This window comes from Streptomyces sp. NRRL S-350 (assembly GCF_000719705.1).
Taxonomy (GTDB): domain Bacteria; phylum Actinomycetota; class Actinomycetes; order Streptomycetales; family Streptomycetaceae; genus Kitasatospora.
The window spans coordinates 289,160-309,045 of record NZ_JOHO01000002.1 but is presented as its reverse complement, the minus strand read 5'-3'; the positions used below and the strand labels follow the sequence as shown (position 1 = coordinate 309,045).

Sequence of the window (19,886 nt, the reverse complement as noted above, 5' to 3'; positions counted from 1 at the left end):
CGCCCGTCACTCTGCCATGGGATGATAGTTGAATATAGAACTACCTATGCGTCCGGGAGGAAACACCACCGTGAGCACCGCCGAGACCAGCCTCGTCGAGCCGAACGCCGCCGATCCGCACGTGGAGGTCCTGCCCGCCCGGGACGTCCCGCTCGGCGGGCCGCGCGCGATGACGGTACGCCGGACCCTGCCGCAGCGCTCCCGCACCCTCATCGGCGCATGGTGCTTCGTCGACCACTACGGGCCCGACGACGTCGCCGGTACCGGCGGCATGGACGTCGCCCCGCACCCGCACACCGGGCTCCAGACGGTCAGCTGGCTGTTCACCGGCGAAATCGAGCACCGGGACAGCCTCGGCGTCCACGCGTACGTGCGACCGGGCGAAGTGAACCTGATGACCTCCGGCCACGGCATCGCCCACTCCGAGGTCTCCACCCCGGCCACCACGGTCCTGCACGGCGTCCAGCTGTGGGTCGCCCTGCCCGAGGAACACCGGCACACCGCCCGCGACTTCCACCACCACGCACCGGCCCCGGTCGCCCTCGACGGCGGCGAGGCCCGCGTCTTCCTCGGCTCCCTCGCCGGCGACACCGCCCCCGTCCCCACCTTCACCCCGCTGCTCGGCGCCGAACTCGTCCTGCGCCCGCACGCCACCGTCACCCTCGACGTCGACCCCGCCTTCGAACACGGCCTCCTGGTCGACCACGGCGAGATCCGCTTCGCCGACACCCCGCTCCACGCCGCCGAACTCGGCTACCTCGCCCCCGGCCCCGCCACGATCACCCTCACCAACACCACCGACAGCGACGCACGAGCCGTCCTACTGGGCGGCACGCCCTTCGAGGAACAGATCGTCATGTGGTGGAACTTCATCGGGCGCACCCACGAGGACATCGCCCAGGCCCGCGCCGAATGGCAGGCCGCCGCCGACCGCTTCGGCGCCGTCGAGGGCTACCCCGGCGACCGCCTGCCCGCCCCGGAGCTCCCCGGCACCCCCCTCAAGCCGCGCGGCCGCGTGCGCTGACCAGCGATCCTCCCCCGGCGGGGAGCCGGCGTTCGCACCCGCCCGGCTCCCCGACCCAGGAGGCCGACCTGGTCGCCGACACGACTCGCGCCCGCCCTTTCGAGCCTTCCACGCGTTGCACTGGTCGGTAACAGTTCTGCCGTCGGCGGCGGTTGACGGGCAGTGAGCGCGTACGGTCAGGGGGTTGGTCGGGTATTTCGGAGGGGTTGTCATGGTGCCGGGCGTGGAGGTCGCGGTCGGGTACGTGTTCGCCTGGCTGGTGCGCAAGGCAAAGCGGGCAGCGGGGCGGGCGGACGGCGAGGTGGACCGGGCCCTGGACGTCGGGATGGACCGGTTGCACGACCTGGTCGCGACGAAGCTGGGGCAGGACCCGGCGCTGCAACGAGCCGGGGAAGAGGCTGAAGCCGGTCGGGGAGAACTCTCCGAGCGCACCCGGCGCCGACTGGTGGATTCCCTGGAGGACGCGGCCGAGCGGGACGGAGACTTCGCGCGTGCGTTGACGGAGCTGGTCGGGCAGTTGCAGGCTGCGGGCAGCGGGGTCTCGGCGTCCGGTCAGGGCGTGGCCGTGGGCGGGAACGTGGAGATCCGCGCCGAGGGCGGATCGGCAGCCGCGCTGCAGATGGGCGAGGTGACGATCGGGGTGCCGCCAAACCCTCCGCTGCCGGGCCCGCACCAGAGCTGAGCGGACCCGGCACCCCTACCGGGCCGCCCCCCGGCCGTGCGCCGAACCCCGGCCCGATGGTCGTCATCGCAACCGACGGCGCGGTCGCCGCCGGAACCATCCGTGAACTCCACCAGCACCACCACGAGCACGTCGCTGCGCGCACGCCCGCAACGTGGCCGCACCAGGTCGGGCAGATCCCGCCGCAGGCGGGCAGTTTCCAGGACCGGGCCGAAGCGACCCGCCTGGCGCAGGCGCTCGCCCACGGCGGCACCGCGGTGGTCAGGCCGGCCGGCGCGGCGCTGGCGGGCGGGGTGCTGACCGGGATGGGCGGGGTCGGCAAGACCCAACTGGCCGCCGACTACGCCCGCACCGCCTGGCTCGGCGGCGACGTGGACGTCCTGGTGTGGATCACCGCAGCCGACACCGCCGCCGTCGCCGCCGCCTACGCGCAGGCCGGCGCCGAGGTGCTGGGCGCAGACCCCTCGGAGGCGGCACGGGCGTTCCTGGCCTGGCTGGAACCCAAGCGGCAGGAGCGCCCCTGCCGGTGGCTGGTGGTCCTGGACGACGTCGCCGACCCCGACGACCTGCGCGGCTGGTGGCCGCCGGCCAGCCCGCACGGCCGCACCCTGGTCACCACCCGCCGCAAGGACGCCGCCCTCGCCGGCGACGAGCGCCTGCTGATCGAGGTCGGCCTGTTCACCGAGGCCGAATCGCTGGCCTACCTCACCGCGGCGCTGGCCGTCCACGGCCGCCGCGAGGACGGTGGGCAGCTCGCCGCCCTCGCCCGGGACCTCGGGCACCTGCCGCTGGCCCTGTCCCAGGCCGCCGCCTACCTGATCGACGCCGGCACGTCCTGCGCCGCCTACCGCACGATGTTGGCCGACCGGACCCGCACCCTCGCCGCGGCGAGCCCCGAGCGCCTTCCCGACGGCCAGACCCACACCGCGGCAGCCGCCTGGACCCTCTCCATCGACCGCGCCGACACTCTGCAGCCCGCCGGCCTGGCCGGCCGCATGCTCCAGCTCGCCGCGTTCCTGGACCCGAACGGCATCCCGGACACCGTCCTGACCGGCCCGTCCGCCCGAACCCACCTCGTCGGCGGGCGACTGCCGCGCCCGCTGCGCTGGTTGAGCCGCCGCTCCGCCAACGTGACCGCCGAGCAAGCCGTGGGCGCCCTGCGAGCGCTACACCGGCTCAGCCTCATCGCCCACGACCCCGACGCCCCCCACCAAGCAGTGCGCGTCCACCAGCTCGTCCAGCGCGCCGTCCGTGACACCCTCAACCCCAGACAGAGCTACCGCCTCGCCCGCACCGCTGGCGACGCCCTGCTCGCCGGCTGGCCCGAGGTCGAGTCCGATACGGCCCTCGCCCAGGCGCTGCGCGCCAACACGGCCGCTCTCACCGGCCACGCAGGGGCCGCCCTGCACCGGCCCACCACCCACCACGTGCTCTACCGGTTGGGACGCTCCCTCGGCGACGCCGGACAAGTCGCCGCCGCCCGCGACTACCTTGACCACCTCACGCGAGCGATCCGCCACCACATGGGCCGGAACCACTCCGACACGCTCGCCGCCCGGTACCTCCTCGCCGTGTGGACGGGCCATGCCGGGGACGCGGCCGGGGCCGTGACCGGGCTCGCCGCAGTGGTGCCGGACCTGGTGCGGGTGCGTGGCGCGGCCAACCCGCTCACCCTCCTCGCCCGGCACGACCTCGCCCACTTCCGGGGGGCGGCGGGGGATACGGCTGGGGCTGCGAGCGCCATGGCCGAGGTGTACCGGGATCGTCTGCGGGTGTTCGGCCCGGACCATCCCGACACCCTCACCAGCCGACACGAGCTCGGCCACCTGCAAAGCTCGGCGGGAGACGCCGCGGGGGCCGCGGCCGCCATGGGCGAGCTGTTGCGGGATCGGCTGCGGGTGCTCGGCCCCGACCACCCCCACACCCTCACCACCCGGAGCAACCTCGCCTACCTGCAAGGGAAGGCGGGGGATGCGGCCGGGGCCGTGGCCGCCATGGGCGAACTGTTGCGGGATCGGCTGCGGGTGCTCGGCCCCGACCACCCCGACACCCTCATCAGTCGGAAGAACCTCGCCCTCTCGCTTCTCGAGACGGGGGATGTGGCCGGGGCCACGTCCGCGCTCACCGAACTGATGCCGGACCTGGTGCGGGTGCTCGGCCCCGACCACCCCTATACCGTCAGCACCCGGCACAACCTCGCATACGTGCAGGGCCGGGCGAAGGACGTGCGGCCATGACGGTGTAGCCGGCCCACCCCGCGACAGCCTCGCTCCGCTCCGATCAGCCGCCCTTCGGCGGCGCGAAGCGGCTCTGCACCGACTACGTCATCGGGGACATGGACCCGGATGATCCTCGCAACAGGACCTCCCGGCGGCCCGGGAGGGCTTCCCCTCCCGGGCCGCCAAGAGGCCCTGCGTTCATGCTCCCCGGCGCCTCGCGGGCCTGGGCCGCCCGGAGGCGGCAGGCGTTCCGGTCAGGCCTTGCGGATGGAGTAGGCGACGCCGCTGCCGTAGCAGTTGCTGCTCTGGTAGTAGCTGCTGACCACCCAGCCCGCCGGGAGGGGCGAGAAGGAGCACACGACGGCGGAGGTCTGCGTGGTGATCTTGAAGAGGGTGTAGGCGACGCCGGTGCCGGCGCAGTTGCTGCTGCTGTACGAGCTGGTGACGACCCATCCGGCGGGGATCGGGGTCATGGAGCACGCACCGACGTTGGTGTCGTTGGCGACGTTGTGGAGCGTGTAGGCGACGCCGGTGCCGGCGCAGTTGCTGCTGCTGTACGAGCTGGTGATCACCCATCCGGCGGGGATCGGGGTCATGGAGCACGCACCGACGTTGGTGTCGTTGGCGACGTTGTGGAACCCGTAGGCGATGCCACTGCCCGCGCAGTTGCTGCTGCTGTACGAGCTGGTGACCACCCACCCGGCCGGCTTGGGGGAGAACGAGCAGATGGTGAGGTTGGTCTGCCCGGTCGTGTCGGTGATCGTGTACGAGACGCCGGTGCCGGGGCAGCCCCAGCTGCTGTACGAGCTGGTGACGACCCACCCGGCCGGGATGGGCGAGTTGGAGCAGATGGTCGTGCTGCCGGTGAGCCGCTGCGGGGCCGCCTGCGCCTGCGCGCTCGCGGCGGTCATCATGCCCAGGAGCAGCAGCACGACGGTGAGCAGGTGCGAGGTGTGGTTCCGTAAGGTCTTCATGGCAGGCCTCAGATCTTCTCGACGACGCTCTACGACTGGTTTTTGTGCAGGCGGAGTGAACGGTTGACACACGGCTTGTTCACGTCGGCTGAGATGGTGTCAGAGATCGTCCGACGGCGCCAGGGTGTCGCGGGCGGCGTTCCCGGCCGAGGGCCGACCCCGCGGCTTCGTCCCTGCCGGGCCGCCACGGCTCCGTCGCCCGGCAGGCGACGGGACGATCGGGGACGGCTCTTCCGGGGGTTCGTGACCGCCCGCGACGGGCGGGGACGCGGCCCCGGTCCGCGCGGATCGGCACCGCCGCGGGGCCGCTCGCCCTATGCGGAGCGCACCGGGCCGGTGCTGCCGCGCAGGGAGACCGGCGGGGTCAGCAGGATGTTGCGGAAGGGGGTCGTCGGGTCGGCCATGCGTTCGAGCAGCAGGTCCATCGCCTGGGTGCCGATGTCCTGGGCCGGCACGTCCGCGGCGGTCAGCGGGGGGCGGAACTCCTCGGCCCAGGTGCGGCCGACGACGCCGGTGATGGAGAAGTCCCCGGGCACCGCGAGGCCGGCCTCCTCCAGGCCCCGCTGGATGCCGGGGAGCGCGGCTTCGTTGATGGTCGCGACCGCGGTGACGTCGGGGTGGTCGCGCAGGAGCCGGGTGGCGCACTCCAGGCCGGCGGCCGCATCGTCCCCGCACTCCAGTTCGATGCCGTGGATGCCGCGCCGGGCGATCGCCGCGGTGAACCCGTCACGGGCCCGGTGCCCCGGCCCGTAGCCGGCCGCCATGAGTTCGACGGAGCGGTTGACCAGCGCGATCCGGGTGTGGCCCAGGTCCGCGAGGTGGTGCACGCACTGGTTGATCACGGTGGCGTAGTCGACGTCGATCCAGCACATCTCGTGGGCGCGGGCCGTGTGCCCGATGCCGACGAACGGCAAGGTGGCGTTCTGCAGCCTGCGGACCCGGGAGTCCTCCAGGCGGATCTCCATGAGGATCACCCCGTCGACGCGCCCTCCGGAGAGAAGGCGTTCGAACGACCGGTCGTGGTCGCCTCCGGAGGGGGACAGCAGGACGTCCAGGTCGGCGCGGGCTGCGGCCTCGACGACGCTGGCCACGAAACCCAGCTGCATGTGGGTCAGGCGCCTGCTGGCGGGCGGGATCACCAGGCCGATGGTCCGGGTCCGGCCCTCCTTGAGGGCGCGGGCGGCGGCATTGGGCCGGTAGCCGAGTTCGTCGATGACGTCCTGGATGCGCCTGCGGGTGGCGTCCGAGACCGAGCGCTTGCCGCTGAGCGCGTAGGAGACGGTGCTCCGCGAGACGCCCGCGCGGCTGGCGATCTCCCCGATGTTCATCGCTGTCCTCATGGAGATGGGGTGGCCTGTTTCGCTGGTGGCGCACTTCCGTCGCGCTGACAGTCGAACCGATTCGGTAGACGGTAGTGCGCTTCGCCACGTGTCGCAAGCCGTGCCGCATGCCTTGCCGCGACCGGCGTGCACTCCAGCCTCCGGCTGCATGGTGACGGGGTTTCACCGAGCTATTGACGGCCTCAGGTGCCAGTCCTATGTTCCTGTCGAACCGATTCGCGCAATCGATTCGACACCGGGCCGTAACGCAGGCACGGCGTCCTGACCGCCCCGCCTCCCCCTCAGTGCCTTCCGCAAGACCGAAGGGTTCGGTGCCATGAACAGCTCCACCGGTCGGCGGCTCGCCGCCGCCTCGCTCGCCGCCGCCGTCCTCGCCACCGCCGGCACCGCCTGCTCGTCCTCGGCCGGGACGGCCGATTCCGACGGGGCAGGCGCCTCCGCCGGCGGGACCTACACCGTCTGGGATCCGTACCCCCAGTTCGACGGCGCCTCGGCCTGGGCCAAGCTGCTGGACACCTGCGGCAGCCAGGCCGGCGTGCGGATCCAGCGGACGGCCTTCGACACCAGCGACCTGACCAACAAGGAACTCCTCGCCGCGCAGCAGGGCAACTCGCCGGACGTGCTGATCGTCGACAACCCGGTGGTCTCCACGCTCGCCCAGGCCGGTGTGCTCACCTCGACCAAGGAGAACAAGGTCGACACCTCGGCGGTGTCTCCCAACCTGCTCGCGGCCGGTCAGAGCGGCGGCGAGACGTTCGGCACCCCGATCGGCGCGAACACCCTGGCGCTGTACTACAACAAGGCCGTCCTGACGGCCGCCGGCGTGGACGTCGCCTCGATCAGGGACTGGGCGTCGCTGACCGCGGCGCTGACGAAGGTCAAGGCCGCGGGCAGGAAGGGCATCACCTTCTCCGGCATCGGCACCGAGGAGGGGAGCTTCCAGTTCCTCCCGTGGTTCTGGGGATCCGGTGCGCAGCTCACGCACCTGGACTCCGCCCAGGCCGCTTCCGCGCTGTCACTGTGGACCGGCTGGGTCAAGCAGGGCCTGGCCCCCCACTCGGTCATCAACAACACGCAGACCACCAGCTGGCAGGAGTTCGCCACCGGGGAGTTCGCCTTCGCGGAGAACGGCACCTGGCAGCTGGCCAACGCGAAGAAGGCCGGCTTCGAGTACGGGGTCCTCCCGGTCCCCGGCATGACCGGTGGCACCGCCCCCGCCCCGACCGGCGGCGAGTTCGTCACCGTCCCGGTCCAGAAGAAGACGGCCCGCTACGGCGTCTCGACCAGGCTGGTGTCCTGCCTGACCAGCGCGGACAACTCCGACGCCACCGACACCACGCTGTCCTACGTCGCCCCCACCCCCGCAGGGCAGGACAAACAGGCCGCCGCCGACCCCGGCCTCACGGCGTGGATCGACGCGGTCAAGGCCGCCAAGGGCCGCACCAGCGACGACCTGGGCACCAGGTACCCCACGATCTCCGAGCAGTTGTGGACCGCGGTCCAGGCCGCGCTGACCGGTTCCGAGTCGCCGCAGGCCGCGCTGTCCGCAGCGCAGTCGGCCGCCGCCAAGTAGCACCACCCGCCGCGAGGACGACAGGACCCGCCGATGAACGACACAGCGCAGACCCCGGAGAACCGCTCCGGGCGCGACGGGGACGGAGACCCGGACGGGGCAGTCACCGCCGTCCCGTCCCGCGGCCGCGCCGGCCGCGCACCCGCCAGGTCCCGCCCCCGGTCCCGGCAGTGGGCCGCCTGGGGATTCCTCACACCGGTGGTGGTCTACCTCGGCGTGTTCTACGCCTACCCCCTCTACCGCAACCTCGACCTGAGCCTGCGCGACTACACGGTGCGCTCGTTCGTGGACGGCAACGCCGCCTTCACCGGACTGACGAACTACCGCGTGGTCCTGGACGACCCGACGTTCGTGCCCGCGCTGGTGCACACCGTGGTGTTCACCGCCGCCAGCCTGCTCCTGCAGTACGGGATCGGCCTGGCCCTCGCGGTCTTCTTCACCCGGCACTTCCGTCTCGCTGCCACGCTCCGCGCCCTGTTCCTGGTGCCCTGGCTGCTGCCGCTGATCGTGTCCGCCTCCACCTGGTCGTGGATGCTCAACAGCGACTCCGGCGTCGTCAACGCCGTCCTGCACGCGGTGGGCATCGGCCCGGTCGACTGGCTGACCTCCCCGAGCTGGGCCCTGGCATCGGTGGTGATCGCGAACATCTGGATCGGGATCCCGTTCAACCTGGTGGTCCTGTACAGCGGTCTGCAGAGCATTCCGGCCTCCCTCCACGAGGCCGCCGCCCTGGACGGCGCGAACGCCTGGCAACGCTTCCGCCACGTCACCTTCCCGCTGCTGCGGCCCGTGTCGGCGGTCACCCTGCTGCTCGGCCTGGTCTACACCCTCAAGGTCTTCGACATCATCTGGATCATGACCAGGGGCGGCCCGGTCGGCTCCTCCACCACTCTGGCGACCTGGTCCTACCGCCTCGGCTTCGGGAACGCGCTGCCGGCCTTCGGGCACGGTGCCGCCGTCGGAAACCTGCTGGTCCTGATCGCCCTGTTCTTCGGCATGGTGTACATCCGCGTCCAGCGAAAGCAGCAGGCCTCATGACCGCACGGCACAGCTCCACCTCCCGGCGGAAGACCGCGACCGGCGTCCTGCTCACCGCGCTGATGCTCTTCCCGGTCTACTGGATGCTGAACGTGTCCTTCACCCGCGACCAGGACATGCGCAAGTCCCCACCGGACTGGTTCCCCGTCCACGGCACCCTCGAGGGCTACCGGGCCGTCCTGGACCAGCAACTCCCCTACCTGGGCACCAGCCTGGTCATCGCCCTCGGCACCGTCGGGCTCACCGTGGCCCTCGCCGCCCCCGCCGGCTACGCCCTGGCGAAGCTGCGCCCGCGAGGCGGCAGCGCCCTCGGCTTCGTGCTGCTGGTCGCGCAGATGATCCCCGGCATCATCATGGCGATGGGGTTCTACACCATCTACCTCAGGTTCGGGCTGCTGCGGTCGGTACCGGGCCTGATCATCGCCGACTCGACGATCGCCGTCCCGTTCGCCGTGCTGATCTTCACCGCGTTCATGAGCGGCATCCCCAGCGAACTGCTGCAGGCCGCCAGGACCGACGGCGCGGGCGACCTGCGGACCTTCTGGTCGATCGTCCTGCCGATGAGCCGCAACGCGATCGTCACCGTCTCGCTGTTCGCGTTCCTCTGGTCCTGGTCCGACTTCGTCTTCGCCGGCACCTTGGACGGCGGCGGCGCCCACCAGCCGATCACGCTGGGGATCTACCACTACATCGGCAACAACAACCAGCAGTGGAACGCCATCATGGCCACCGCCGTGGTCGCCTCGATTCCCACCGCGCTGATCCTGGTCCTGGCCCAGCGCCACGTCGCCGCCGGCGTCACCGCCGGCGCCGTCAAGGACTGACACCCGCCGGCCCCTCCCGCCCCCGGAAGCCCCTGCCCGACGGCCCGACGGCCCGACCGCGCACCGCGGCTGCCGCGCGGTCGGGCGGAGCACGCCCCGAACCAGAAACGAGCGCCCCGCGATGACCGACGCCCTCCCTGGCCCGGCCTTCAACATCCACGACATCCCCTTCAGCAGCCACGGCTCCTGGTTCGACATCTCACCGGTGACCTCCGAGCACGTCCGCGCCCGGGACCTGCACCTGGTCTCCCACCAGACCGGCATGCACCCGGTGCTGCGGCTGGTCCCGGTCGGCGGGGCGCGCGGCGAGCGGGTCGAGACGCAGTGGCAGGCCACACCGGGACGGCTGACGTGGGCCGGGCAGGGCGGACACGTCGAACTGACCTACCAGAGCCCCGACACCCTGCGGCTGCGCGGCTGCGGTCTGGGCCTGCGGATCCGCGCCTCGGCCGAACGGCTCACGCCGTTCAGCGGCACGTACTTCCTCCACGACCCGCTCGACGGCTCCTACGTGTTCACCTCCTACGAGACCGGCAGGCGCTACCGCATCAGCGTGCTGACCGGGCGGGCGGTGGACGTCCTCGGGGTCGAGTCGCTCGGCGGCGCCGACCGCGGGTTGACCCTGACCGGCACAGGCGGGGGCGAAGGCGACGGCAGCGCCGACGGCGACGGCTCCTGGGAGGCAGCCGTCGAGGAGCTCGACAGCGCCCGGCCGCCGTACACCCCGTCCGTCACCCACGAGCAGGCGGCGGCCAGGGCCGACCGGGCGTTCACCGAGTTCGCCGACGCGGTCGCCCCCTGGCGCACCCCGGACACCCCGGCCGCCGAACTGGCCGCCTACGTGGTGTGGTCCGCGACGGTGGCTCCGGCCGGGTTCCTCAAGCGCCCTGCCGTACTGATGTCCAAGCACTGGATGGACAAGGTCTGGAGCTGGGACCACTGCTTCAACGCTCTCGCCCTGGCCCCCGGCACCCCGGAGCTGGCCTGGGACCAGTTCCGGATCATGTTCGACCACCAGGACGAGAGCGGCGCGCTGCCCGACTCCGTCACCCACTCCGAAGTCCTCTACAACTTCGTCAAGCCCCCCATCCACGGCTGGGCGCTGCGCCACCTGCGACGGCGCCTGCCGCACCCCCTGAGCAGCGGCCAACTCACCGACGTCTACCACCGCCTCGCACGGTGGACCGGGTTCTGGCTCGACTCCCGGCGCGCCCCCGGCCAGACCCTGCCGCACTACCAGCACGGCAACGACAGCGGCTGGGACAACGCCACCACCTTCGACCCCGGGCGCCTGCGGACCACCGCCGACCTCTCGGCCTTCCTGGTCCTGCAACTGCGCGAACTCGCCGACCTGGCCACCGAACTCGACCGCGCCGAGGAAGCCGCCGCCTGGGCGCACTCGGCCGACACCCTCCAGTCCGCCGTGATCGACGAGCTGTGGACGGGCGAACGCTTCGAGGCACGGTCGCCCCGCACGGGCGCGGGCGCCACCAGCCTGAGCCTGCTGGACCTGATGCCCGTCGTCCTCGGCGAGCACCTGCCCAGCGACATCGCCGCCCGCCTGGCCGCCCACGTCGAAACCCACCTCACCGCCCACGGACTGGCCACCGAACGGCCCGACTCACCCCACTACCAGTCCGACGGCTACTGGCGCGGACCGATCTGGGCGCCCGCCACCGTCCTCATCGAGGACGGCCTGCGCCGCGCCGGCCACCACCGCCTCGCCGACGCGATCAGCGCCCGCTTCCGGGCCCTGTGCGAGACCTCCGGATTCGCCGAGAACTTCGACGCCCTGACCGGCGAAGGGCTGCGCGACCGCGCCTACACCTGGACCGCCAGCAGCTACCTCCTCCTCGCCGAGGCACACACGCACCGCGGCGGTCGCTGACCGGCCGCCTCCCCCGAGCCCCGGGACCGACCAGGCCCCGGCACCTTCACCGCACTCCCCCAGAGGAGCCGCACCATGAGGTCACCCACCCCGCGTCCCAGGCCGACGACCCGCATCCGACGACGGGCGGCCTCGACCGTCGCCGTCCTCCTCGCCGCGCTGGCCACGACCCTTGGGCCCGCCACCCCCTCCCGGGCCGCCGACACCTCCGTCGCCGTCGACTTCTCCGCCGCCGGGGGCGCCCCCGCCTACCACGCCTCGGGCACCCTCTACGGGATGACGGAGGACGGCTCGCTGCCCCAGGACCACTTCTACCGGGACATCAAGTGGAAGCTGGAGCGGGCCGGCGGCGCCCAGCTGGACAGCCCTGGAGGCTGGGTCGCCGGAAAGTACGACCGCCGGTGGAACGCCACCCTCGCCCAGTACCGGCGCACCAAGGCGCTGGGCGGCACCTTCGTCATCCTGCCGCACGACATCTGGGGCGCCGACGGCACCACCACCCCCACCTTCCCCGGTGACAACGGCGACTGGTCCCGCTTCGACGCCTTCTACGACCGCCTGCTCTCCGACGTGCGCGCGGCCGGCATGACCGACATCGAGTGGGACATCTGGAACGAGCCCGACTGCCCCGGGTTCTGGGGTTCCGGCATGCCCCAGTACCTGGAGATGTGGAAGCGCGCCTACCGGAAGATCCGGGCCGCCATCCCCGGTGCCGTCGTCGTCGGCGCAAGCACCTGCGGCCACCCCACGGTGGACAACGGCTGGTGGACCGCGTACCTCGACTACGTCAAGGCGAACGCCGTCGAGCCGGACACCTACAGCTGGCACGACCTCCCCGGCGACCCGGTCGCCCACAGCAGTTCCCTCAGGTCCCTGCTGTCGGCCCGGTCGATGACGACCGGCCGCCCCTTCCAGGTCAACGAGTACGCCGCCGGCAAGGAGCAGAACCCCGGCCGCGGCGGCTGGTACGTCTCCCGGCTGGAGCGCGCCGGAGCGGACGGCCTTCGCGCCAACTGGGCGTGGGGATCCGACCTGCACGACTTCGAGGCCAACCTCCTCACCAGGAGCGGCAGCCAGTACCTCCCGCTGGGAGAGTGGTTCCTGTACCGGTACTACGGCTCCCAGACCGGGAACACCGTGAACCTCACGCCGGGCACGAACACCGACGGGGTGGCGACGAAGGACAACGCGGCGCGCAACGCGAAGATCCTGCTGGGCAGCAACGGCAACACCGGCAACGTCACCGTCAGCCTCAACCGTCTCGACACCACGTCGGTGACGGAGAACGGCCGGGTGCGCGCGGTCGTCCAGCGCATACCGAACGACGGCGGCGGCGCGGTGACGGGGCCGGTGACGGTCTCCGACCGCATCCTGGCCGTCAGCGGCGACTCGGCCTCGGTGACCGTGCCGTGGACGGACGCCGCGGACGGCTACACCGTCACGCTGCTGCCGCCGTCGAACACGACCGTCTCCACCGTCGCGGTGGTGCAGCACAGCGGTCAGTGCCTGGACGACACCGGCCTCAGCACCGCCGACGCCACGCAGTACCAGCAGTACCCCTGCGAGGGCGGCTACCAGCAGATGCTGGACTTCAGGCCGGTCGCCGGCCGGGCGAACACCTACACCGTCGTGGACGAGCACAGCGGCAAGTGCCTGGACGTCTCGGGCGCTGCCGCGGCCGACGGTGCGGCCGTCATCCAGTGGACGTGCAGCGGCGGCACGAACCAGATGTTCACCCTCCGCCCCGTCACCGCGCTCGGCAACGGCAAGGACTACCAGCTGGTCGCGGTGCACAGCGGCAAGTGCGTCGACGTCAGCGGGATCTCCACCGCACCCGGCGCCCTCGTCCACCAGTGGACCTGCGACCCGGCGAGCGACCTGCCCCGGAAGAAGAACCAGATCTGGCGCCTCCAGGGCATGGGCTGACCCGCCCCCGGGCGGGGGCTCCCGGCACGGCAGGGAGCCCCCGCCCGGGCCGGACGGACCGACGCGGCCGGAGAGTGGATCGTCTGCGCGACCTGCGGCCGGGAGAACGTACGCCGGATCGGGCGCGTTTCCGGGTGGTCACGGCAGGTACCGGCCGTGACCCGGGTGCGAGCCGTGGAGCGGAGGTCGCCCGAGCCGACCCGGGACGGTCCGGACACGGGCGCGCCGGCGCGCCGCGGTCGTCCGTCCGGGGTCGTGGAACCCGATTCCGTCGTGGCGATGAGTTTTCGGGCCGTGGCGGGTCTGACTCTTGACGGACACATCCGACACACGCACGGGAGTTGGCCATGGGACTGATCCACATCGAGCTGTTCACCACCCTCGACCTCGTCGGGCAGGCGCCCGGCGGCCCCGACGAGGACCCGGTGGGGTTCCCGTTCGGCGGCTGGCAGGCACCCCTGATGGACGAGGACACCGGGGCGCAGATCCTCGCCGCGTACGAGGGCACGGACGCCCTGCTGCTCGGCCGGCGGACGTACGACTTGTTCGCCGCCTACTGGCCGCACCAGGAGGGCGGGCAGGACAACCGGATCGCCACGCTGTTCAACCGCGTCCCGAAGTACGTGGCCTCCCGGGGCGAGCCCGACCTCGCCTGGGCCGGCTCCACGCAGCTCGGCCCGGACCTGCCCGCCGCGGTGCGCGAGGTCCGTGACCGGCACGAGAACGTGAAGGTCGTCGGAAGCCTCGACCTCGTGCAGACCCTCCTGCGCGAGAAGCTCTTCGACCGCCTCGACCTGTGGGTGCACCCGATCATGCTCGGCGTCGGGAAGAAGGTGTTCGACGCCGGCACGGTGCCCACCAACCTCACCCTCCTCCAGCCCCCGGCCGCCGGCGGCAAGGGCGCCGTGCACCTGCGCTACGGGCTCGCCGACGGCACACCCGGGACCGGCGACATGAGCGCACCCGACCGCGGCACCGGGCGCGAGGCCTGAAACCACCCCGCACCCGGCGGGCCGTGTCCGCAGGTGCCGGCGCCCCGTACGTACGGCGCCCGGCACCTGCGGAAGGCGGCACTGCACGGCCCGGGCCGGCCGGGCGAGGCGCCGGGCGGGTGCGGGTGCGCCGCTGGTCCCCCCGGGCCCTGCCGGTGGCGCGTGATTCCCGAACCAGCTCGAAAACCGATATCGGAGAGGAGCCCCGACCGGTTTCCCTTTCTCGGTAGGCTGCAGGCATGACGGATGGCTTCCAGCAACGCGAAGAGTGGCGGGCCGCCTTCGCCCAGCAGGTCATCACCGACTGCCTGGGCCAATGGCTGCGATCGGCCAATGAGGCGGCGGTCGCCGCGGTCGGCTCGGAACACGCAGCCGAGAGCGCCCGCCTGGCCCGGCAGGCCAGGGACAAGCTGACCCGCTGGCAGGAGAAGGGCGACCTCGGCGGCGACACGGCGGCCCGGATCGCCGACGCCGTGGTCCGGAAAATGGAGAACGACGAGAAGAGCACCCCGCTCCCGGAGGAGTCGGACGAGTCCTTTCCCTCCTTCGACAGCGGTTACCGGGCCGCGGTGACCTGCCAATGGCTCCGTGAACAGGGCTACGACGTGCCCACCTATCCGGGGCGCCCCGACCTGTGACCGGGCTCCGCCGGTGGGCCCCGTCGACGCCGACAGGGTACGGCCGCGCTCCCAACCAGCCGCTCCCCCGGGCACGTTGGGAGCGCCGGAGCTTCGCCGCCCGAGGCCCCGGGGAGACTCCCCGGAATCTCGGGGTGAAATGTCCACCCGCAGCAAGCCCTCGAACATCAACGCCAACGGCTTCCGTGAGCTGCTCGAGGGCCAGAAGGTCGAGTTCGACGTCACGCAGGGCCAGAAGGGCCCGCAGGCCGAGAACATCCGCCCGCTGTAGTTCTACTGCCTCGGCACCCGCCTGGCAGCGAGGGGCCCGCACCGCGTACACGATGCCCGGTGCGGGCCCCTCGGCATTGCGCCACGGCGCACCCCGGGCCGGCCGGGCCCCTGGCTCCGCCGGCCGTGGCCATCCCACGCGAGACGCACAGCGCCGCGTCCGGATCGGCGCCCCGCTGCCACACCCCGCGGTTCGAGGTTCTTCGCTCCCCCTTCGCTGTGAGCGCCGACCGCGGATGACGTGCCGCACGGTTTCACCGTCCACGCCCCACCGACTTCCCGCGACGGCCGCACCCGGTCCGTCGGCAGCACCGCGGCCCGCACCGGCGGGCACCCGCCGCTCCACCCCAGTGCCCTGATCGCCGCCGGCCCCGGCGGAAGAGACACGAAGGAGTCCGCCCATGACCACCACCCTCGAACACCCCGCGACCACCACAACGGTCGGCGACCTCATGCAGCACCCGGAGCTGCAGATCAGCGACGACGTCATGGTCGACACGGCGATGGACATCCTGCACAGCTCCGGCGCCGACCACCTCCTGGTCCGCGACGAGGACGGCCGCTGCGCCGGGCTGCTGACCCGCCTGCACCTGGCGCCGTTCCAGGCCCGGTCCTGGTACACCGAACGCACCCCGGTCCGCGACATCGTCCACGACCGCGCCCCGTTCGCCACCACCGACATGTCCGCCACCACCGCGGCCGCCGCCATGCACTCGCGCGGCCTGGACGCCTGGCCGGTGGTGGACCACGACGGCCACGTCATCGGCCTGCTGAGCCTCTAGGCCCCGGCTACGGGCACGGACGGGGCCGGCACCCGCGACGCGCCCGGCGATGATCCGGGCGCGTCGGCCTGGATGCCGTCGAGTGAACCCGGACGGATCCCGCGGCCCGCTCCCCCCTTCTGCCCCTTCCCTCCCCCTCCGCCTGCGCCCCAACCCCTGCCCGACAGGCGAGAGTTGGGGCACGGGTGGGTGGTTCAGCCGGCGTTCCCGCGTCGGCGGCGGACGACGAAGGCGCCGCCCGCGAGTGCCAGCGCAACGCTCGACCCGCCGACGAGCATCGGCATCGCGGACGGGGCGTCGCCGGTGTTCTTCGCGGTGCCGTAGCCGCTGGACATGCCTGCGGTGTCGTACTCCGAGCCGGGCAGCTTGTCGGCGTACCTCGCCTTGACCAGCTTCTGGTATTCGCTCAGGGAGACCGACGACCGGCCGGCCAGGCCCTCCCGGGCCTGGTCGTTGAGCGGTTGGACCGTGGTGAGCTTCAGCTGGTACCAGCCGCGGATCTGCGGCTCGGTGAAGACCAGCGTGCCGGTCGTGGCCTTCCCGGCGTACGCGGCGTCGCTGTCGCCGTCACGCACGGCCGCCAGGTGCCAGCCGCCGCCCTGGGTGGGGGCCAGCATGACAGTGGCGTTCCGTCCGTTGACGGGGGCGTTCAGCGCGGCGACCAGGTGGCTCAGCTTGACCGCCTCGGTGGGGATCGGCAGGGCGGTGCCCGCGACGAAGCCGGGGGTGATCTCGTTCAGGGCCAACGGGTCCTTGACGGTGAACGCCGGCATGCCTTCGCACGGGTCGGCGGTGTCGGGAATCGGCTGCGGCGCCCCGCTCGCGTCGCCCTGGGGCACCGGGACGCTGAGGAAGCGGCAGACGGCGTCGCGGACGGCGGTCGACTTCACCAGGTCCAGGGCGACCTGGTAGTCCGGGATGTCGGCCGGGAGGGGATCCTTCGCCGGGGCCGCGTGGACGGGGCCGGCGAGGGACAGCAGCGCGGCCGCGCCCAGTACCAGGACGGTGGCCCGACGGGAACGGCGGAGGTCCGCCCGCGCGCCGGACGTGCTTTTTCCGTGCATGCTGCCTGCCTCAACGGGAGATGCCGATCCGGGAATGGGTCCACTTGAACGAGCTGTTGCTGACGTAGTCGTCGTAGTTCCACCACGTGTAGGTGGCGGTGTCCGGCCACGGGTCGGCGACGCCGATGGTGTTCTTCGACGTGTCGAAGCCGTAGACGACGTTCATGTGGCCGCCCCCGGAGGTCCAGCCGATGCGGGCGGCGACCGGCCGGGCCGCCTTGACGTCGGTGTAGACCTGGTTGAACGTGGCTGCCGCGTTCAGGCCCGAGCCGGGGTGGGTCAGGCCGAGGCTGCTCCAGCCCCTGGCCATGTCGTCGAGCGTGGCGGGCTGGTTGTTGCAGCCGTAGTAGGGCTGGGCGCGGTTGCAGAAGTCCGTCTGCGTGCTGCCGTAGCCCTGGAACTTGGCGATCGTCAGGCCGGAGGCGGCCCAGCACCACTGGGTCTTCTCCTGCTTGTACATGCCGATGTTGTCCTGCCCCGCCTCGGCGTGGGCCGGGCCGCCTGCGGCGGCGAGCAACCCCGTGGCCGCCAGTACGGCCGCCGCCGTGGTCGCGAACGTGGATCTGCCCATCTTCCTGCCTTCCCGCGTAACTGCGTTGCGTGCCGGGAAATCTGGCAGGCCCAGGACAGCACGAAATGTCCGGGCCGCACATGGTAAGTGCAGGAACCATGCCCGTGAGGGTGATTCGTCAGATAGGCATCATTTCTCGGACTTGAGCGCCGCAGGGAGCGACGGACCGCGCGCCACCTGCGCGTCCTCCCGGGCGGCGGCCCGACGGCCCCCGGTCACGGCGTCAGCGCTCCGGGCGGTCACCACCGGCCCAGCGGACCGCCGGGCACGCGGTCGGCGGGGCCCGGCACGAGGGGCGCGATGACGTGCCGGGTCGGGTTGGTGGAGTCGTCGTCGTCCGAGTCGACCGAGGCGGTGACCGAACTCGTCGCCCAGGAGACCAGGCCAAGGAGCAGGAAGACGACGAGCAGGCCGCGCCCGGCGCCGCTCAGCACCAGCGGGCGGGTGGCCGACACCGGGCCGTCCGGCTCGCTGCCCGGCTCCTCGCCGAACAGGCGCTTGGGATAGGCGGAGGTGAGCATCACCAGGTAGGCGGTGTAGCGCATCCGGTAGCGCAGGATCGCCGCCGTCGCCTCGTACAGCGGCTGCGGCATCCGGCCGAGGACCAGCACCACCAGCCAGCTGACGAACGACACCGCCCACCACCCCGCGGACGCCAGGCCCTGCACGATCGACGCGGGGATCACCAGGATGATGCGGAACAGGACCGCGAGCCGGTTCAGCGCACCCGGCCGCAGCCCGACCTGCACCGGGTGGTCGGGGGCCCGGAACCGGAACGGCGGGTAGCGGTCCACGGTGAGCATCAGGTAGGCGGTGACCCGGGTGTCGTACGGGACGAAGGCGGCGAGGTAGTCCGCCGCGAAACCGGGCAGCCTGCCCAGCACCAGCGCGCCGAACCAGCCGATGACGGTGACGAGGAACGCCACCACCGTCAAGGCCCAGACCACCACGAACTGGGGGATCAGCAGCAGCGCGCGCAGCAGCACCGTCCAGCGGTTCTGCGGTCCGGGGGCCGGCATGTCCAGCACGGGAAGCCACTCACGGCTGACGGGGGCGGGGGGTGCCTGCCACATCCGGGCCTCCACGGTCTCGCGACGACGGGACCCGACGGTCGGGCACGGCCGGGTGCCCTCCGAAGATCGCAGCACGCCGCCCGGCCCGCGCGCCGCGCTGCGCCGGACGGGTCAGCTCGAGGCCGCCGGACGGATCACGTCGGTGCTCGCGCCGGGGCGGGAGGTCCGGGCGGCGGGCGCGCCGCCCGGCGCTCAGGCGAGCGGGGCCTGCGGCAGCGGCCCCCGGGCGGCGTCCTCGGCGGTCGCGTGGACGGGGAACAGCTCGGCGGTCTCGGTGAGCTCCAGGACCCTGCGGGTCATCGGGGAAGGGGCGATCAGCACGAGGGGGACCTGCTCCTCCCGGGCCGCACCGCGCATGGCCAGGAGCAGGTTGAGGCCGCTGGAGGTGAACAGTTCCACCGCCTCCAGGTCGACGGCCAGGACGGCCGGGCGCCGGTCGAGCGCCGCCTGCAGGGCGTGCCTGGCGGCGGCCTCGCTGTCCATGGTCAGGTCTCCGGCGAAGGAGCAGACGAGGACGTCGCCGACCCGGCGGGTTTCCGACGTCAGGCAGGGGAGCACGGTGACGACCTCTCCTCCCCCCTCTCCACCCCCGGATCGGTGTTCCTTCTGCGCGGGCACCCGCGCCTCACTGCGGGGGGTGCCGTGGGCGGCGGGGGCGCCGGACCACGCCGCTGCGAGGCGTTCGAGTCCCTGCCAGAGGCCGAGGGCCTGCTCGTGGAGGCCGCTCGCCGTGCAGCTGCCGGTTTCGACGGCCGTCAGGTAGGCGTCGATGCCGGTGACGGCGCGCCGGACCTGGCGGCGCAGCGGATCGACCTGGACGGCGTGGTCGGCCTCGTCGCAGGACGCGCCCACCCGTTCGGCCAGCGCGGACGCGAGCTGCTCCAACCCCTCCCGGCTCATCGGGCTCACGAGACCACCTCCAGTCGGACGGCGCCCGCGCCAGGCCGTCGCGGTGGCGTGGCGCGGATGTCCCTCCACTGTTCGCCCATTCGGCAGACATGTCAACCA

17 protein-coding genes and 1 pseudogene are annotated in these 19,886 nt (G+C 72.4%); 12 read left to right on the top strand and 6 right to left on the bottom strand.

Annotation, left to right across the window (positions count from 1 at the left end; translation table 11 throughout):
- Positions 1 to 46 precede the first annotated feature (46 nt).
- From IF30_RS0102805 to IF30_RS0102795, 3 genes are all read left to right on the top strand, one after another.
- Complete coding sequence (locus IF30_RS0102805) at positions 47 to 1,024, top strand: pirin family protein (protein ID WP_051709064.1); 978 nt, start codon at positions 47 to 49, stop codon at positions 1,022 to 1,024.
- A gap of 211 nt (positions 1,025 to 1,235) precedes the next feature.
- Complete coding sequence (locus tag IF30_RS43170) at positions 1,236 to 1,706, top strand: hypothetical protein (RefSeq protein WP_051709062.1); 471 nt, start codon at positions 1,236 to 1,238, stop codon at positions 1,704 to 1,706.
- A 56-nt stretch (positions 1,707 to 1,762) separates the two neighbouring features.
- Positions 1,763 to 3,943: a tetratricopeptide repeat protein gene (locus tag IF30_RS0102795; protein WP_051709060.1), complete on the top strand. Its 2,181-nt coding sequence runs from the start codon at positions 1,763 to 1,765 to the stop codon at positions 3,941 to 3,943.
- A 236-nt stretch (positions 3,944 to 4,179) separates the two neighbouring features.
- Here the strand turns inward: IF30_RS0102795 and IF30_RS0102790 are convergent, their stop codons facing one another.
- Together IF30_RS0102790 and IF30_RS0102785 are read right to left on the bottom strand one after the other, a co-directional pair.
- Entirely contained in the window at positions 4,180 to 4,899 is a 720-nt protein-coding gene (locus IF30_RS0102790; RefSeq protein ID WP_030231366.1) for a hypothetical protein, read from the bottom strand.
- A 314-nt stretch (positions 4,900 to 5,213) separates the two neighbouring features.
- Positions 5,214 to 6,227: a LacI family DNA-binding transcriptional regulator gene (locus IF30_RS0102785; protein ID WP_030231364.1), complete on the bottom strand. Its 1,014-nt coding sequence runs from the start codon at positions 6,225 to 6,227 to the stop codon at positions 5,214 to 5,216.
- 328 nt (positions 6,228 to 6,555) lie between these two features.
- Here IF30_RS0102785 and IF30_RS0102780 point away from each other — a divergent pair, with 328 nt between their 5' ends.
- The 9 genes and pseudogenes from IF30_RS0102780 to IF30_RS40875 all read left to right on the top strand — a co-directional run bounded on the left by IF30_RS0102780 (position 6,556) and on the right by IF30_RS40875 (position 16,170).
- A complete protein-coding gene (locus IF30_RS0102780) occupies positions 6,556 to 7,812 on the top strand; it encodes a sugar ABC transporter substrate-binding protein (protein WP_030231362.1) in 1,257 nt (418 codons plus the stop codon).
- Positions 7,813 to 7,845: 33 nt separating this feature from the next.
- Positions 7,846 to 8,850 carry a carbohydrate ABC transporter permease gene (locus IF30_RS0102775; RefSeq protein WP_030231359.1) on the top strand — a complete coding sequence of 335 codons (1,005 nt, stop codon included), beginning with the start codon at positions 7,846 to 7,848 and terminating at the stop codon, positions 8,848 to 8,850.
- Positions 8,847 to 9,674 carry a carbohydrate ABC transporter permease gene (locus IF30_RS0102770; RefSeq protein WP_030231358.1) on the top strand — a complete coding sequence of 276 codons (828 nt, stop codon included), beginning with the start codon at positions 8,847 to 8,849 and terminating at the stop codon, positions 9,672 to 9,674. The genes IF30_RS0102775 and IF30_RS0102770 overlap by 4 nt, the downstream gene beginning before the upstream one ends.
- 121 nt (positions 9,675 to 9,795) lie before the next feature.
- The gene (locus IF30_RS0102765) at positions 9,796 to 11,562 is read left to right on the top strand and encodes an amylo-alpha-1,6-glucosidase (protein ID WP_030231356.1); all 1,767 of its coding nucleotides are present in this window, start codon (positions 9,796 to 9,798) and stop codon (positions 11,560 to 11,562) included.
- Between the two features lie 75 nt (positions 11,563 to 11,637).
- Positions 11,638 to 13,488 (top strand): RICIN domain-containing protein, encoded by a 1,851-nt coding sequence (locus tag IF30_RS50120; RefSeq protein WP_030231354.1) that lies wholly within the window; start codon positions 11,638 to 11,640, stop codon positions 13,486 to 13,488.
- A gap of 347 nt (positions 13,489 to 13,835) precedes the next feature.
- Positions 13,836 to 14,480, top strand: coding sequence for a dihydrofolate reductase family protein (locus IF30_RS0102755; RefSeq protein ID WP_030231353.1), 645 nt, complete (start codon positions 13,836 to 13,838; stop codon positions 14,478 to 14,480).
- Between the two features lie 239 nt (positions 14,481 to 14,719).
- Entirely contained in the window at positions 14,720 to 15,118 is a 399-nt protein-coding gene (locus IF30_RS0102750; protein WP_030231351.1) for a hypothetical protein, read from the top strand.
- Between the two features lie 160 nt (positions 15,119 to 15,278).
- A pseudogene (locus IF30_RS44835) lies at positions 15,279 to 15,389 on the top strand (cold shock domain-containing protein); the annotation flags it as partial.
- A 400-nt stretch (positions 15,390 to 15,789) separates the two neighbouring features.
- Entirely contained in the window at positions 15,790 to 16,170 is a 381-nt protein-coding gene (locus IF30_RS40875; RefSeq protein ID WP_030231347.1) for a CBS domain-containing protein, read from the top strand.
- A 194-nt stretch (positions 16,171 to 16,364) separates the two neighbouring features.
- Here IF30_RS40875 and IF30_RS0102735 read toward each other — a convergent pair whose 3' ends face one another.
- The 4 genes from IF30_RS0102735 to IF30_RS43165 form a co-directional block, all read right to left on the bottom strand.
- On the bottom strand, positions 16,365 to 17,234 hold the full coding sequence (locus tag IF30_RS0102735; protein ID WP_030231344.1) for an LPXTG cell wall anchor domain-containing protein: 870 nt from the start codon (positions 17,232 to 17,234) through the stop codon (positions 16,365 to 16,367).
- 10 nt (positions 17,235 to 17,244) lie between these two features.
- A complete protein-coding gene (locus IF30_RS0102730) occupies positions 17,245 to 17,805 on the bottom strand; it encodes a papain-like cysteine protease family protein (protein ID WP_030231342.1) in 561 nt (186 codons plus the stop codon).
- Positions 17,806 to 18,044: 239 nt separating this feature from the next.
- Positions 18,045 to 18,878, bottom strand: a complete 834-nt coding sequence (locus tag IF30_RS0102725) for a DUF4389 domain-containing protein (protein WP_051709057.1) — start codon at positions 18,876 to 18,878, stop codon at positions 18,045 to 18,047.
- Between the two features lie 192 nt (positions 18,879 to 19,070).
- Positions 19,071 to 19,778, bottom strand: coding sequence for an STAS domain-containing protein (locus IF30_RS43165; RefSeq protein ID WP_051709052.1), 708 nt, complete (start codon positions 19,776 to 19,778; stop codon positions 19,071 to 19,073).
- Between the last annotated feature and the right edge of the window lie 108 nt (positions 19,779 to 19,886).

What these genes read in the sequence shown, in the direction of transcription:
- IF30_RS0102805 (WP_051709064.1), top strand. Translation starts at nt 47, where the DNA reads ATGCGTCCGGGAGGAAACACCACCGTGAGCACCGCCGAGACCAGCCTC.
- IF30_RS43170 (WP_051709062.1), top strand. Translation starts at nt 1,236, where the DNA reads ATGGTGCCGGGCGTGGAGGTCGCGGTCGGGTACGTGTTCGCCTGGCTG.
- IF30_RS0102795 (WP_051709060.1), top strand. Translation starts at nt 1,763, where the DNA reads ATGGTCGTCATCGCAACCGACGGCGCGGTCGCCGCCGGAACCATCCGT.
- IF30_RS0102790 (WP_030231366.1), bottom strand. Translation starts at nt 4,899, where the DNA reads ATGAAGACCTTACGGAACCACACCTCGCACCTGCTCACCGTCGTGCTG.
- IF30_RS0102785 (WP_030231364.1), bottom strand. Translation starts at nt 6,227, where the DNA reads ATGAACATCGGGGAGATCGCCAGCCGCGCGGGCGTCTCGCGGAGCACC.
- IF30_RS0102780 (WP_030231362.1), top strand. Translation starts at nt 6,556, where the DNA reads ATGAACAGCTCCACCGGTCGGCGGCTCGCCGCCGCCTCGCTCGCCGCC.
- IF30_RS0102775 (WP_030231359.1), top strand. Translation starts at nt 7,846, where the DNA reads ATGAACGACACAGCGCAGACCCCGGAGAACCGCTCCGGGCGCGACGGG.
- IF30_RS0102770 (WP_030231358.1), top strand. Translation starts at nt 8,847, where the DNA reads ATGACCGCACGGCACAGCTCCACCTCCCGGCGGAAGACCGCGACCGGC.
- IF30_RS0102765 (WP_030231356.1), top strand. Translation starts at nt 9,796, where the DNA reads ATGACCGACGCCCTCCCTGGCCCGGCCTTCAACATCCACGACATCCCC.
- IF30_RS50120 (WP_030231354.1), top strand. Translation starts at nt 11,638, where the DNA reads ATGAGGTCACCCACCCCGCGTCCCAGGCCGACGACCCGCATCCGACGA.
- IF30_RS0102755 (WP_030231353.1), top strand. Translation starts at nt 13,836, where the DNA reads ATGGGACTGATCCACATCGAGCTGTTCACCACCCTCGACCTCGTCGGG.
- IF30_RS0102750 (WP_030231351.1), top strand. Translation starts at nt 14,720, where the DNA reads ATGACGGATGGCTTCCAGCAACGCGAAGAGTGGCGGGCCGCCTTCGCC.
- IF30_RS40875 (WP_030231347.1), top strand. Translation starts at nt 15,790, where the DNA reads ATGACCACCACCCTCGAACACCCCGCGACCACCACAACGGTCGGCGAC.
- IF30_RS0102735 (WP_030231344.1), bottom strand. Translation starts at nt 17,234, where the DNA reads ATGCACGGAAAAAGCACGTCCGGCGCGCGGGCGGACCTCCGCCGTTCC.
- IF30_RS0102730 (WP_030231342.1), bottom strand. Translation starts at nt 17,805, where the DNA reads ATGGGCAGATCCACGTTCGCGACCACGGCGGCGGCCGTACTGGCGGCC.
- IF30_RS0102725 (WP_051709057.1), bottom strand. Translation starts at nt 18,878, where the DNA reads ATGTGGCAGGCACCCCCCGCCCCCGTCAGCCGTGAGTGGCTTCCCGTG.
- IF30_RS43165 (WP_051709052.1), bottom strand. Translation starts at nt 19,778, where the DNA reads ATGAGCCGGGAGGGGTTGGAGCAGCTCGCGTCCGCGCTGGCCGAACGG.